We start from the raw sequence: 13,488 nt of genomic DNA, 5'->3' as shown, positions 1-13,488 counted from the left end.
AAATGCTACAATAAATACTCCTATTTAGGAATTATTGTCACTATTCACAAGGAGTTTTGTTATGGCTAGAACGGTCAATGGTTTTGCAGCGTATGAGGCGAAAGATGCACTGAGACCTTACACTTTTGAGCGTCGGGATCCTCGGCCGGATGATGTGGTGTTTGATGTACTCTATTGCGGTGTCTGCCATTCTGATCTGCATCAAGTAGAAAACGATTGGGGCGATTCGACTTATCCTATCGTACCGGGACACGAGGTTGTCGGGCGAGTGACGGAAGTGGGTAGTGAGGTTACAAAATTTCAAGTAGGAGATCTTGTCGCTGTCGGCTGTATGGTGGATTCTTGCCGGACTTGTAATCCTTGCCAAGCAGGATTAGAGCAATATTGTGAAGAGGGCAATGTTAGCACCTATAGCGATGTCGATCGGCATGATCATCGACCAACCTATGGTGGTTACTCAAAAGTGATGATCTGTACAGAAGATTTTGTATTAAAAGTGCCGGAGAATCTCGATCTTAAAAGTACGCCACCGATTGTCTGCGCCGGGATTACCACTTGGTCACCGCTTCGTCATTGGAATGTCGGTAAAGGTAGTAAGGTGGCTGTTGTAGGATTAGGTGGGCTTGGGCATATGGCGCTTAAATTAGCGAATGCATTAGGGGCGGATGTGACACTTTTTACGCGTTCTTTAAATAAAGTGGAAGATGCAAAGCGATTAGGTGCGCACCATATTGTCTTGTCAACAGACGAAAAGGCAATGGAAGCTGTTGCTAATCAGTTTGATCTCATTATCGACACTGTACCTAACAACCATGATCTTTCGCCGTATATCCCTACGTTAACATTGAATGGAACATTGGTATTGGTGGGCTATTTAGGGAATCTTGATGAAGTCAATACAGTGCCATTGATTCTCGGAAGACGCACTATTGCCGGCTCTGTGATTGGTGGTATTCAAGAGACCCAAGAACTATTAGATTTCTGCGGTCAGCATAATATCACTGCAGATGTGGAAGTGATTAAAATGGAAGAGATCAATGAAGCTTATGAGAGGATGCAAAAAAGCGATGTGAAATATCGTTTTGTGATTGATGTGGCTGATTTTAAATAATGAATTAGCTCTAACTCGCAATTAAAAATTGTAATGAATCATAGATACCTGAGTGCAGATTAAAATCTACTCAGGTTTTTTTATGCTTTATGGAGTCATTAAGCGTAGGAAATGAGGATTGCTCAATTTAATTTGTAATTGATCATTATATTGTTCAATAACGCCTAGAGCACAAAATCGGCGATTAAGATATTGGTCGAGTTTACCCAATTTCTCTTCAAATTGAGGATAGTGATTATCCCATATTAATAAAGTTAGCGTCTGTTTGGGGAAAGGTGCATCGAGATTAAGATAATGGCGATTCTTGAAATGTTTAATTTCTGCTAACTTTCCGCAAGCCAATACCGATTGATTAAGATAAAACGGCGCTTTGAAAGCCTCAATTTTGGTCTCATTAGCGCTTGCAATGGCGCTTAAGCAGAGCAGACTAAAAACAATACAAATGATTTTTTTACACATAGATAATCGCCTATAAGGAACCTGTTATTAATAGGATTAATGAATTTGTTCTAAAGAGCGTAAGTTAATGCGAGGTTTATTCTTGTAAGATTCTATTTTCCCTTCAATACAAAGCCATCTTTTCTCAGTGGCTTTTGCTTGTAATTGCGCACTATCACTATTTTTATTATCCCAAAGTACAATCGTTAATGGTGTATTAGGATAAGGGCGGTCAAAATTGAGGAATATCCCTTTTGCAAAAGTCTTTTCTTCGACGATATTACCGCAGACTAATTTTGATTGGCCGATATATTGAGATGCTTCTTGCGCCGTAATATAGCTAGGAGAAGTTGTTGCGTCGTTGGATGAAATGGCCACATTTTGTTTATGAGGCGCTATCTCATTATGTGATAAGGCTTGTTTGTTAGAGATAGAATCATTACTAGGCGGATCCGCTTTTTGCAGGTTGCCCTGGTTATTGATCGTTTCAGAAGATTGAAGCATTGCTGAAGGCTCATTGATCGGAGAATTAGCCGCTGCTATCTCTATATTGTTAGCAGCAGAGTTACTCTGATTAGATTTATCAGTGCTAAAAAATAGAAATCCAATGATAAGTAAAATAGCAATGACTGCGATGCCGATATAGAGCGTCTTTTTTATTTCCGTTGTCACAGAACCAAGCTCTGAGTTTTGCCAATTTTTAAGGTTAGAGAGCGCTTGTTGCATGCTTTCAAGCTCATGCAGATGATTCTGTTTAAAGAGAGATAAGCTTTGTTTGACGAGAGCGATCTCTTGTTGCTGTTCTTTAAGATGTTCTGAAGATTCCTGATCGTTGTTATTTACTTCAGCGGTTTGTTGCGATTCATATTGGGCAATTTTAGCTTCATACTCATCAATTAATGCTTGGATTTGAGTCTGTTTAAGTTGCTCGGTAACTTGTCGATTAGCTTGTAATCGAAGGGCATTTCGAATCTCTTTTCTGACTTCGTCTTGATGTCTGAAGGCTTTTTTATTGGTATAGCGTAGCACGATACCAAATTGTTGAATGAGATCATTTTGCCGTTCTAAGAAATCATTGAAGACGCGATACTCTTTATTATTAATCTTCGAGTAGCCGTCAAGCTCAATAGGAAGTTGATAGCCCTTTTCCCGGTTGAAGATCATAAAATCGATATATCGGTTATGACCTCTATGATCTTTAAAGGGAAATTGCGCAAAGAGATCTGATGGAGTGATCTCTGGGATTTTACTTAAAATTTCATCAACAAACTTCTCTTCATATCCAACGATATGTTTGATTTTCTCTCGATTTTTTAATTTCCAATCTTGCCAATCCACAATATTGATCCTTCTGTTTTATCCCTCATTAGTCGAGGTTATTAAATCTATGCCTCTTGTATTGTTTGATCTCTTGATGGAGATGTTCAAACTTTGGGATCTTTTCCCTAAATTGATAATCATAGGCTAATAGTATAAATAAAACCGTAAATATCCGTAAAAATTTGCCTGTATAATAGACAACAGCGGGTACTCAATACAAGACTTTCAGGGGGCGTGTTATGATAATGAGATGGTTCGCTCAAATTATTGCCCCCGATTATGATTGTTCAAGCATTATTGAATAATCTTTATTACAGAGAAGAGAAAGAGATCCCTATGACCCACTCAGCCATTCTTATTCGCCCTTTAAGTCGACCTGAAGATTTTCAGGATATTATTAATATCTGGTTAGAGGCTTCTATTGAGGCGCATGATTTTATTCCTGCTAGCTTTTGGGAATCGAAAGTAGCGGATATGTGTAATATCTATCTGCCTTCATCGGATCTCTATTTAGCGGTGCGAGATCAGAAAGTATGTGGCTTTTATGCTTTAAATGGGGCGCAGTTATCGGCACTTTTTGTAAAGCCGGAAGTGCAAGGAGAGGGGATAGGTTCAGCGCTACTAGAGTATGCAATGAAGCATCAAAATCCATTAACTCTAACTGTATATAGCGAAAATCAGCGGAGTATTCATTTTTATGAGAAACATGGGTTTCAGAAAATTTCTGAGCAAGTGGATTCTGAAACCGGGGCGGATGAATGGGTGATGCGTTGGGAACAATAATGCTCTTCGAGCTCTCTTCTATCTTGTCGGATGGTAAACTGAGTAACACAGAAAGTTAAAACTGATCAATATATAGTAATATCGGTTCGAAATAAGCTTGTTTAAATGCCGGCACATCGGTTGTAATAAGTAAGGAAGCCGTTCTATCCGGCATCTTGCAAGTGTTGTTTAAAACCATTTTTCTTAAACCAAATTGACTATAAAATTGATAGGGCAAATGAGAAACATAAAAAAGCGCAAGTCTTGAGGGCTTGCGCTTCTGTTTTTGATATATAACTGCTAGATATTTCTAGTCGCTGCGTATTATGAGTCGTGATCGATCGTAAGATTATGGCTTACAAGTTAATACGGCTTTATATTCCTCTTTTACTTCAGGCGTTAATACCGTTAACGTGCCTGATTGTAGGGCAACAAAATTATCTTTATAAACCTCATCCACATCGAGCGTCATAATAACTACTTCATCAGGATTACTCCAAATGTGAAGATGATCAGGATCGTAGTGAGTACGTTTGACGACCACTGGTTTATTTTGCAATTTGATCACCATAGAATCTTCTTTTTGACCTACGCCAAGCGCAAGTTCAATTTTTTTCTGCTGAGTTTCAACGGCAAAAGGCTGAGAAAGGGAGATATCACAACGGTAAACAAGATCTTTCTTCTTCACAATAGGACGTGGTTTTTCATTTGATGCGGTACTATTTTTATCATCTGTTTTATTCGCATCAGTTTTAACCTTTGAGTCAGATTCCTTCTTATCCTCTGTTTTAGTATCACTATCAGCTGCGACTTCTGGCTGAAGTTCAAATCCAAGTGCTTGCGCGTACTCTTGATCATTCATATTAGGCGTTGTAATAACGGGGGTTTTAGCGAAAGCATGATTAATGACTAATACGCTACTTAATGCTAAGAAGAGGACAACTTTTTTCATGAAACACTCCATATTCTTATTAGATTTAGAGAGTAATATTACCACGAATAGGTGAATAATAGGCGAATAATAGGGGAAAATCCCATAGAATGATAGTTTGCCGATTGAGGGTAGAATATGATTAGATAGAGTGTAATTGAACTAATAGGAGTGTTTCGTGGCAATAAGATTATTGATTTCAGAGAGTCATAATCCGCATTTTAATCTAGCGGTAGAAGAGGCTATTTTTAAAAGTATGGATCCTGCCCATAAAGTGCTCTTTCTTTGGCGTAACGATAATACGGTGGTTATTGGCCGTGGACAAAATCCTTGGAAAGAGTGCAATACTAAGAAGATGGCGGATGATGGCATCATTTTAGCTCGCAGAAGTAGTGGGGGCGGTGCAGTATTTCATGATTTAGGAAATAGTAATTTTACCTATATGGCCGGTAAACCTGACTATGATAAATCTGTATCTACCGCTATTATTCTCTCGGCATTACAATCCTTAGGCATTGATGCGAAAGCCTCAGGGCGCAATGATCTAATTGTCTTGCAAAACGGCGAGCAACGTAAAATTTCAGGATCGGCATATCGGGAAACTGCAGATCGTGGATTTCATCATGGAACGTTACTAATTGATGTGGACTTTACGAAACTTAGTAATTACCTCAATCCTGATCCCAAAAAATTAGCGGCGAAAGGGATTACTTCTGTGCGCTCTCGCGTAGCAAATCTGAAAGAGTTTGTGCCAAGTTTAACCCATGAAGTGCTGTGTGATGCGATAGAGAAAGCCTTTTTTCAACAGTTTGCAGATGAAGTTGCCGAGGGTGAAACGGTTATTCCGGAGTTTATTTCAGAAGCGAATCCCCCAAAAATCCCTGAATTTGCAGAGCGTTATGAAAAGCAGAAGAGTTGGGAGTGGAATTTTGGACAAGCCTTGCAATTTAGCCATGAGCTCTCAGAGCGCTTTCCTTGGGGGGGCATTGAAATTCATCTAGATGTGGTGCGAGGCGGTATTATTGAAGATGCCAAGATCTTTACGGATAGCTTATTTGTCGAGCCATTTGAACAGCTTACAGAAATGTTGTTAGGTCAACGTTATCATGTAAATGATATTCAAACATCAGTGACCGCTTTAGAAGTTCAATTCCCGCAATATGCATCTGAGCTCTCACAGTTTTCTAAGTGGTTTATTAATGCATTAGCATAGCATTGTGGTCAAGAGCGTGATTAATGTAGTAGTTGTTAAAATTGAGGATGAATGGAGTTGATTATTTTTAATTCAGCGAATCTCTCTGACTTGAAATTTGGAAAATGAGCACTATTAATTAAGACAATTAGAAGAAGTCGATGGAGTTTGTTCCACAGTGAGCGACTTACATCAAAATTCAATATTTATAATTTATTCATAATAGTGCAGAAACAGATTGAAAATTAGGAGTTAGGAGATTATGACAGATCAAACACGTGCAGAGACTATGCAGTTTCAGACAGAAGTAAATCAGCTTTTAAACCTGATGATTCATTCCCTCTATTCGAATAGAGAGATATTTCTTCGGGAGTTGATTTCAAATGCGTCAGATGCATTGGATAAGCGCCGTTTTGCTGGATTGACTGATCCTCTATTAATTGAAGGACAGGGTAATCCTGAAATTGAGATTGCCTTTGATCCGGAAGCGAAAACCTTAACGATCACTGATAATGGGATCGGGATGACTCGGGAAGATGTGATCGAAAATATCGGTACAATCGCAAAATCGGGCACTAAAGCATTCTTAGAGAAATTAGAAGCGGATCAGAAAAATGCTTCTCAATTAATCGGACAATTTGGGGTGGGTTTCTATTCCGCCTTTATCGTTGCCAAAGAGATTGAATTAACCACGCGCCGGGCAGGAGAGCCTGCAGATAGCGCTACTTATTGGCGTTCTGAAGGGCAAGGGGAGTTTACCATTGCGCCAACCAATCGGGAAAAAGCGGGGACAACGGTAACACTTCATATGCGAGATGAGGATGTCGATCTCTTAAATGAATGGTCGATTAAGGATATTGTGAAGAAATATTCCGATCATATCGCTTATCCCATTATGATGGCTGTTGAAAAGCCGATTATGCCTAAAGAGGGTGAAGAGGAGAGCGAACTCAAAACTGAGCGGGTTATTGAGCAGATCAACTCAGCAGAATCTCTCTGGCAACGGGAACGTTCAGAGGTGAGCGATGAGGAGTATATTGCCTTCTATAAGGAATTAACGAATGATTATACTGACCCACTGACGTGGAGCCATAATCGTGTAGAGGGTAATACCTCTTATACCTCATTACTCTATGTGCCGGCGGTCGCGCCGAGAGGATTGTGGGATCAAGAAGTGAAATATGGTATTGATCTCTATGTTCAGCGTGTCTTTATTATGGAAGGCTCTGACAAATTGATTCCTCGCTATTTACGCTTTATGCAAGGGGTTGTGGATACGCAAGATTTACCGCTCAATATCTCGCGGGAAATTTTACAAAGCTCCAAAACCATCGATACAATTCGACAAGGTCTCACTCGCCGTTCATTGACAATGCTTGAGTCATTGACCCAAGATGAAACTAAATATCAGACATTCTGGAAGCAATTTGGTCGAGTGATTAAAGAGGGATTAGGGGAAGATTTCAGTAATCGTGAAAAAATTGCTTCGCTCTTACGTTTCGCCTCTACAGTAACAGATGAAGAAGTCGTATCGCTCAAAGCTTATAAAGAGCGGATGCAGGAGGGGCAAGATAAGATCTACTACATTACTGCTGATTCCCTCAATACGGCGAAGAATAGTCCTCATCTTGAAATCTTCAAATCGAAAGGGATTGAAGTGCTCTTAATGACCGATGTGATTGATGATTGGATGACCGGATTCTTACACGAATTTGACGGCACAGAGATGGTCAATGTTGCCAAAGGGGATGTAAAACTCGACGGTGAAACTGCAGAAGAGAAAGATCAAAAAGAAGATCTCTCGGAAGCAGATCAAAAATTGGTGGATCGGGTGAAAGAGGTGTTAGGTGATCGTGTTGAGAGCGTTAAAATTTCCAAACGTCTAACGGACTCAGCTTCGGTACTTGTACGCAATGAACACGCATTAAGTGGGCACTTTGAGAAGATGTTACGGGAAGCTGGGCACGATGTTCCCACAATGAAACCTTGGCTTGAGATCAATCCCAAACATCCGCTCTTAAAAGCATTAGCAGCTGATAAAAATAGTAGTGAAGCGGAAGATATTGCAATGTTAATCTATGAAGAAGCACTGTTGCTTGAAGGTGCGCAATTAGATAATCCATCAGAATTTGTAGCGCGTCTCAATCGATTAATGAAAGAGAAGATTGCTTAATAGTCATATCTGAGAACGTCGCATCTGAGAAGATGGGATCTTTGTAGGAGAAATTCTTAAAGCATTCATCAACTTGTCAATGATCAAGTTGTAGATTCTTAACATTAGTGACCTAAAGCAGGGAAGCACTCTATGAACAGTTGTTCGTAGAGTGTTTTTTTATGTCTCAAAAAAGTAAAGTGAATCGTTTGTAGGAACTCATTTTAAAAATAACTTTATGAAAAAGTTGAAGAAAAGTAGAGCGGAAAATGGGATTCCCCCCTCAAAATTGATTATAAAATAGGCAAAAATAGTATAAAAAATGATCATTTTATTGAATTCTATATTAAAAATTAAGGAAATAATGTGCTTTTATGTAATTAAAAGCTAAACAATTATTGCTCATCTAAAAAGTCATTCTATCTTATTGATTTAGGGTGAAAGCCTCATTCAATTTGCTTGTAAGCTCGATATAATCAGTAAAATTCACATATTTTGTCAAATGAATTTTATTATCAAATTTACATAAATTTATCAAAATACTTACAATATTTGGATCGTAATCTATTGCTTATGAGCTAAAATTTAATAAAAAACTTTATAAAAGATCTTTTACTATTTTTAATTGTCAATAGTTGTAAATTGATCTAGGTCAATATATACTCGCCGTTGTTATTTTTTGTTAGATAAAAATGGTTAAGAAATGAATAAGATTTATAAGGTTGTGTGGAATGGAATCCTCGGTCATTGGGTCGTAACATCGGAGCTTGCGTGCAGAAGTGGTAAGGTAAAAAATTGCCAGCAAACTGCGAATGCAGTGGATGAGTTGACAGTAGCGCCTAATACCAACGGAGCCAAATATAAATTATTAGCATTAGCGACCTTTTTAGGTTTGAGTGGCAGCAGTATTAATATTGCAATGGCGCAAAATCCTAACTTTGTGATTCGCCATCAAAATGCTGCAATAGGTCAGGATCAAACCCAAGAGAATGATGTTTTTTCAGGTAGTGTTTGGGTAAAAGATGGGATTAATGGGAGTACTTTTGACTCATCGTTGACAGGGCAACAGGATGTGATCTTTGAAGCGCCGAATGCCAAATTGAACAGTACTCGAGTGCGTTCCGCAATTCAGGTTGGATTGTATGATGTGCCTGAAAGCATCAGATATAGCCTCGATAGTTTAGGTTTAAAAATCAATGACTATGGTGATGGAATCTTATTCAATACCGGACAAGATGACCGATATGGCCGGAAAATCTTCCTCAAAGGCCAAGATGCCAATGATTATGTCGGTACGACTTATGTTAAAAACAGCGCCTATCTCTATGTTGGGCAAGATGCCGAGAAAGATCACTCTCTCTTAGGTCATAATAATGATCTGACGATTAGTGATTTCTCTGTTGTTGGTATTTATAGCCAAGAAGTGGTCAATCAATTACGCTTTATCGCCGGCGATAGTGCAAGATTATCCCGTGATAGGCAAGATCCTGACCGCTATTTCTTTGCTGAAATTGAGCAAACAGGTGCAGAAGAGGGAGTTCGTTTTTACCATATTCCCAATACACCACAAGGTGGAGTCGTTCATTTGACGCCTAAATCAAGTTTAGTGGTCAATGGTGAAACAACCTTTGCCGGAAATAATGCGTTCAATGTTGCCATTAGTGCTTATGATGCGAAGCTTGATCTTAAACAAGAGGCAATATTTGATCGCGGTAATATCTATCTGAATAACAATAGCCAAGGTGTTGCCGAGAAAAATGTACAATTCTCAGGGCATAACTCAGGGCTTTCATTAACGAATCATTCTAAATTAGAAGTAAAAGGCACATTAGAGAAGGGCAATAGTCTCGAGAATAATGGTTATGGCTATTTTACAGTGAAAACCGGTTCTGAATTAGAACTGCATCAAGAAGCGATTATTGAACGAGGAGAACTCAACATTAATGATGGTAATGAATTCCGCCATAATAGCGGGTTCCCTGATCATCAACGTCAACCGAATCAACCTGTCGATGGTTTACAATCATACTTTAGCAAAATGTCGGCAATGGTGAGCTCAAAGCACAATATTATCTTCAAAGGTAGTGATAATCGGCTCAATGTAACCGGTAGTCAATTACTGGTTAGTGAAAATCTGCTTGCTAATGATGGTTTAAAAGTCAATGCATTATCCGGTAATATCAATGTCAAAGGCGATCAAGGATTTGTATTAGGGGCGAAAAGTGATGCCGTCTTATTAGCGACTAAAATGGGCTTATCTGAGTGGACTATCGGTGATGAAAGCCTTGTATTCTCTGGAAGCAATCAGATTCTCGTAGATCGCAATATGACGCTAGGCGAAAAGAGTGCCTGGTTAGATGCAACTTATGCGGATGGGGAAACACTGTTACTCCCTAATGGTGATGAGAAAGTGGCTCGGTTACATTTTGCCAACGATTATGCGCATCACGGCTTAACGTATGATGAATATCTTAACGTGATGAAAGGTCGCAATTCTAATGAGTCATCAGATGCAGACTTATCAGAAGAAAGTACACCGCTATTCTACGATATTGTTAAAGCAGGGAGCTTGACTATTTTCGGGGATCTCACGCTCAAAGAAGAAGCGCTTTATGACGCAGTGGGCACTGTTGAAGTAGAGGGTGGGCTTTTTGTTGCACCGATGGCAGAATTTGTGATTAATCGTAAAAATTCTGCAGGACTTGTTGAGGGAGAGATGGCGCTTTTAGGGCATTTAGATCTCTCTAAAGGTGGGAAATTTACAGTTAATGATGGGGATGTCATTATCCAAAAGGGCAGTAATATTGCCGGTGAAATGAGTATTGATGCCGGTCAGAAATTGATCTTTAGAGGCGGTAATACGGTTATTACTCAAGATCAATCTTATATTGCTGGTACGATTTTCTTACAAAATGCCGGTACAACTTTAGCGCTCAATGACAGGGATTTAGGGGTAGCCAATCTGAATGTTGGGCAAGGTACAAGCTTGCTAGCCTCTGGCAATAATCATCTGCAAGATCTGCATAACGCCGGTGATATCTTTATTGGTAGTGCAACCGATCTCAGTCAAAACCGCAATGGAATGTTAGTGGTTAATGGCGATTATACCGGTGAAAAAGGGAGTACGCTGCATTTTGGTAATATTGCTGTGACAGAGGAAGATCCCAAAAATCCACTAGTGGCCGGTCATAAAGATCTGCTCTGGGTTAAAGGTCAGGCAAGTGGTGAGAGTTATGTTGCTATTAATGGCAAGATTAAAGATCTAGGTCAATTGACGAAAAAGGGCATTTTACTTGCGCATATTGAAGGAGAATCTGATCTCATTTTATCCTTTCTACCCGGGCAACGTGTCACAGATGGTGGAACAGAATACCTACTTGTAGGTCGTGCTGAATTCAATGATCCTGATTTAGTGGAAGGTCAAAATAACTGGTATCTCAGCAATGTGAAGGAAGTTCCTACTGAGAACCCAGTTGAAACTCCAGCTGAGCCACCAGTAGAAATCCTTGCTGAAAGTCCAGTTGAAACTCCAGCTGAGCCACCAGTAGAAATCCCTGCTGAAAGTCCAGTTGAAACACCAGCTGAGCCACCAGTAGAAATCCCTGCTGAGAATCCAGCTGAACCTCCAGTAGAAATCCCTGCTGAAAATCCAGTTGAAACACCAGCTGAGCCACCAGCAGAAATCCCTACTGAAAATCCAGTTGAAACTCCAGCTGAGCCACCAGTAGAAATCCTTGCTGAAAGTCCAGTTGAAACTCCAGCTGAGCCACCAGTAGAAATCCCTGCTGAAAGTCCAGTTGAAACACCAGCTGAGCCACCAGTAGAAATCCCTGCTGAGAATCCAGTTGAAACACCAGTAGATGAAGATTTAGATCAAAATGATCAAACAGAGCAACCCATTGTTGAGATCCCTGGGGATCATCAGGATGTTGGATCTGATTTATCCATCAAAGAGCCTGATGTGGATAGTCCTGCCATAGACTCGGAAGATTTGAGTGGAGACAATCAACCGATTGAGCAGATCCCCGGGGATCAGGAAGATGATGATGTGGAATATGACATTCCAGAAGATGATTTTTCTTCAATTGGAGATGTTTTTCTAAAAGAAGATGAGATTGAAGACGAAACGCCAGCAAATGATGAAGTCATTGTTGAAGACGAAATGCCTGCAGAAGATGAGGCTCAAGTAGAAGTTGAAGTTCAAGTAGAAGACGAAGTTCAAGCAGAAGATCAAGTTCAAGCAGAAGATCAAGTTCAAGCAGAAGATCAAGTTCAAGCAGAAGATCAAGTTCAAGCAGAAGATCAAGTTCAAGCAGAAGATCAAGTTCAAGCAGAAGATCAAGTTCAAGCAGAAGATCAAGTTCAAGCAGAAGATCAAGTTCAAGCAGAAGATCAAGTTCAAGCAGAGAACGAAGCTCAAGAAGAAGACGAAGTTCAAGCAGAAGATCAAGAACAAGCAGAGAACGAAGCTCAAGAAGAAGAGGAACAACAGGTATCTGATAATAAGGATCTTGCACCTGAGAATCCTAAATCGATTATCTTAGCTCCTGAATCTGCAAGTTATTTGACAAATCTGATCTTGAGTAATGAGATGTTCTCGTTTAAATATCACGATCGTCAATATGTAGATGGATATGAAGATATTTGGATGAGCGCTAAAGCCACGTTTGGTTCTTATAAAACGGCGGAAGATCGTAGCCTGAAATCTGATTTCAAAAGCTTTACGCTTCATATCGGCAAGGATATTTGGCAACAAGATCAATTTATCGCCGGTGTAATGGCCGCCTACGGTTATAGTAACGGTAGCAGTCAAAATCATTATACAGGTAAAAAAGCAGATCATCGTTCCACAGGTTTTGCCTTAGGTGCTTATGGTCATTATCAATTTGATGGGCATAATCAACGTTATATCGATTTGTGGGCACAATATGTGACGACTCATAATCGTGTGACGGGTCAAGATCAATCAACAGATAGTTATCGTGCTCGGGGTTGGATTGCCTCTATTGAAGCGGGTTATGAGCTCAATCTGAGTGAGAAAGTGACACTGCAACCACAAGGACAATTGACTTGGTTTAATGTCAAAGATCGTAATCACACGATGATGGATGGCACTAAAGTATCGAGTGAAAGTGGCAATTTGCAAACTCGTTTTGGTGCTCGTTTAACTTATCAAGGCATCCGTTTCCAACCATTTGCAGAAGTGAACTATACTCACAACAGCAAGCCTTATCGTATTAAGCTACAAGGAGAGTTGAATCAAACTCGCGTTGAAGCTGCTGGAAGCCGCAATCTCTATCAAGTAGAGTTAGGGATACAGATGAAGCAAAATCGCCATTGGGCAACCTCTGGATCAGTTTCGATGACGAAAGGGAAAGATAGCTATAAAAATGGTCGTATAAAAATGGATTTCCGTTACGATTTCTAATTTTGATTAAAGTTGAAAATTATTAAAAATTTTTAAGCTATTAGTGAGCAAAAAGGCGTTGTGATTATTCACAGCGCCTTTTGTTTATCGATTAGTGGATCAGCCGATGCGCCGGCATTTTAACAAGCTTCTTTTGAACCGATCTTACTATAAA

Annotated in this window: 8 protein-coding genes; 5 read left to right on the top strand and 3 right to left on the bottom strand. The window is 39.7% G+C overall.

All coding sequences use genetic code 11. The annotated features are described in order from the left end of the window. Positions 1 to 61 precede the first annotated feature (61 nt). The gene (locus tag WMO13_RS05225; protein WP_026879454.1) at positions 62 to 1,111 is read left to right on the top strand and encodes an NAD(P)-dependent alcohol dehydrogenase; all 1,050 of its coding nucleotides are present in this window, start codon (positions 62 to 64) and stop codon (positions 1,109 to 1,111) included. Positions 1,112 to 1,198: 87 nt separating this feature from the next. Here WMO13_RS05225 and WMO13_RS05220 read toward each other — a convergent pair whose 3' ends face one another. Next, the gene (locus tag WMO13_RS05220; protein WP_026879455.1) at positions 1,199 to 1,570 is read right to left on the bottom strand and encodes a hypothetical protein; all 372 of its coding nucleotides are present in this window, start codon (positions 1,568 to 1,570) and stop codon (positions 1,199 to 1,201) included. Positions 1,571 to 1,606: 36 nt separating this feature from the next. After that, the gene (locus tag WMO13_RS05215) at positions 1,607 to 2,887 is read right to left on the bottom strand and encodes a hypothetical protein (protein ID WP_051396315.1); all 1,281 of its coding nucleotides are present in this window, start codon (positions 2,885 to 2,887) and stop codon (positions 1,607 to 1,609) included. Positions 2,888 to 3,205: 318 nt separating this feature from the next. Between WMO13_RS05215 and WMO13_RS05210 the strand changes: the two genes are divergently transcribed. Next, positions 3,206 to 3,652, top strand: a complete 447-nt coding sequence (locus WMO13_RS05210; RefSeq protein ID WP_026879456.1) for a GNAT family N-acetyltransferase — start codon at positions 3,206 to 3,208, stop codon at positions 3,650 to 3,652. Between the two features lie 328 nt (positions 3,653 to 3,980). Here the strand turns inward: WMO13_RS05210 and WMO13_RS05205 are convergent, their stop codons facing one another. Continuing rightward, positions 3,981 to 4,583 carry a hypothetical protein gene (locus WMO13_RS05205; protein ID WP_026879457.1) on the bottom strand — a complete coding sequence of 201 codons (603 nt, stop codon included), beginning with the start codon at positions 4,581 to 4,583 and terminating at the stop codon, positions 3,981 to 3,983. 157 nt (positions 4,584 to 4,740) lie between these two features. Here WMO13_RS05205 and WMO13_RS05200 point away from each other — a divergent pair, with 157 nt between their 5' ends. The 3 genes from WMO13_RS05200 to WMO13_RS05190 all read left to right on the top strand — a co-directional run bounded on the left by WMO13_RS05200 (position 4,741) and on the right by WMO13_RS05190 (position 13,334). After that, a complete protein-coding gene (locus tag WMO13_RS05200; RefSeq protein WP_026879458.1) occupies positions 4,741 to 5,775 on the top strand; it encodes a lipoate--protein ligase in 1,035 nt (344 codons plus the stop codon). A gap of 241 nt (positions 5,776 to 6,016) precedes the next feature. Next, on the top strand, positions 6,017 to 7,927 hold the full coding sequence (gene htpG, locus WMO13_RS05195) for a molecular chaperone HtpG (RefSeq protein WP_026879459.1): 1,911 nt from the start codon (positions 6,017 to 6,019) through the stop codon (positions 7,925 to 7,927). A 682-nt stretch (positions 7,928 to 8,609) separates the two neighbouring features. Further along, positions 8,610 to 13,334, top strand: coding sequence for an autotransporter outer membrane beta-barrel domain-containing protein (locus WMO13_RS05190; protein ID WP_342386920.1), 4,725 nt, complete (start codon positions 8,610 to 8,612; stop codon positions 13,332 to 13,334). The last annotated feature ends 154 nt before the right edge of the window (positions 13,335 to 13,488 follow it).

This window comes from Ignatzschineria larvae DSM 13226, from assembly GCF_038500265.1.
GTDB classification, from domain to species: Bacteria; Pseudomonadota; Gammaproteobacteria; order Cardiobacteriales; family Wohlfahrtiimonadaceae; genus Ignatzschineria; species Ignatzschineria larvae.
This window is presented reverse-complemented; position numbering and strand designations above follow the sequence as displayed.

What these genes read in the sequence shown, in the direction of transcription:
- WMO13_RS05225 (WP_026879454.1), top strand. Translation starts at nt 62, where the DNA reads ATGGCTAGAACGGTCAATGGTTTTGCAGCGTATGAGGCGAAAGATGCA.
- WMO13_RS05220 (WP_026879455.1), bottom strand. Translation starts at nt 1,570, where the DNA reads ATGTGTAAAAAAATCATTTGTATTGTTTTTAGTCTGCTCTGCTTAAGC.
- WMO13_RS05210 (WP_026879456.1), top strand. Translation starts at nt 3,206, where the DNA reads ATGACCCACTCAGCCATTCTTATTCGCCCTTTAAGTCGACCTGAAGAT.
- WMO13_RS05205 (WP_026879457.1), bottom strand. Translation starts at nt 4,583, where the DNA reads ATGAAAAAAGTTGTCCTCTTCTTAGCATTAAGTAGCGTATTAGTCATT.
- htpG (WP_026879459.1), top strand. Translation starts at nt 6,017, where the DNA reads ATGACAGATCAAACACGTGCAGAGACTATGCAGTTTCAGACAGAAGTA.
- WMO13_RS05190 (WP_342386920.1), top strand. Translation starts at nt 8,610, where the DNA reads ATGAATAAGATTTATAAGGTTGTGTGGAATGGAATCCTCGGTCATTGG.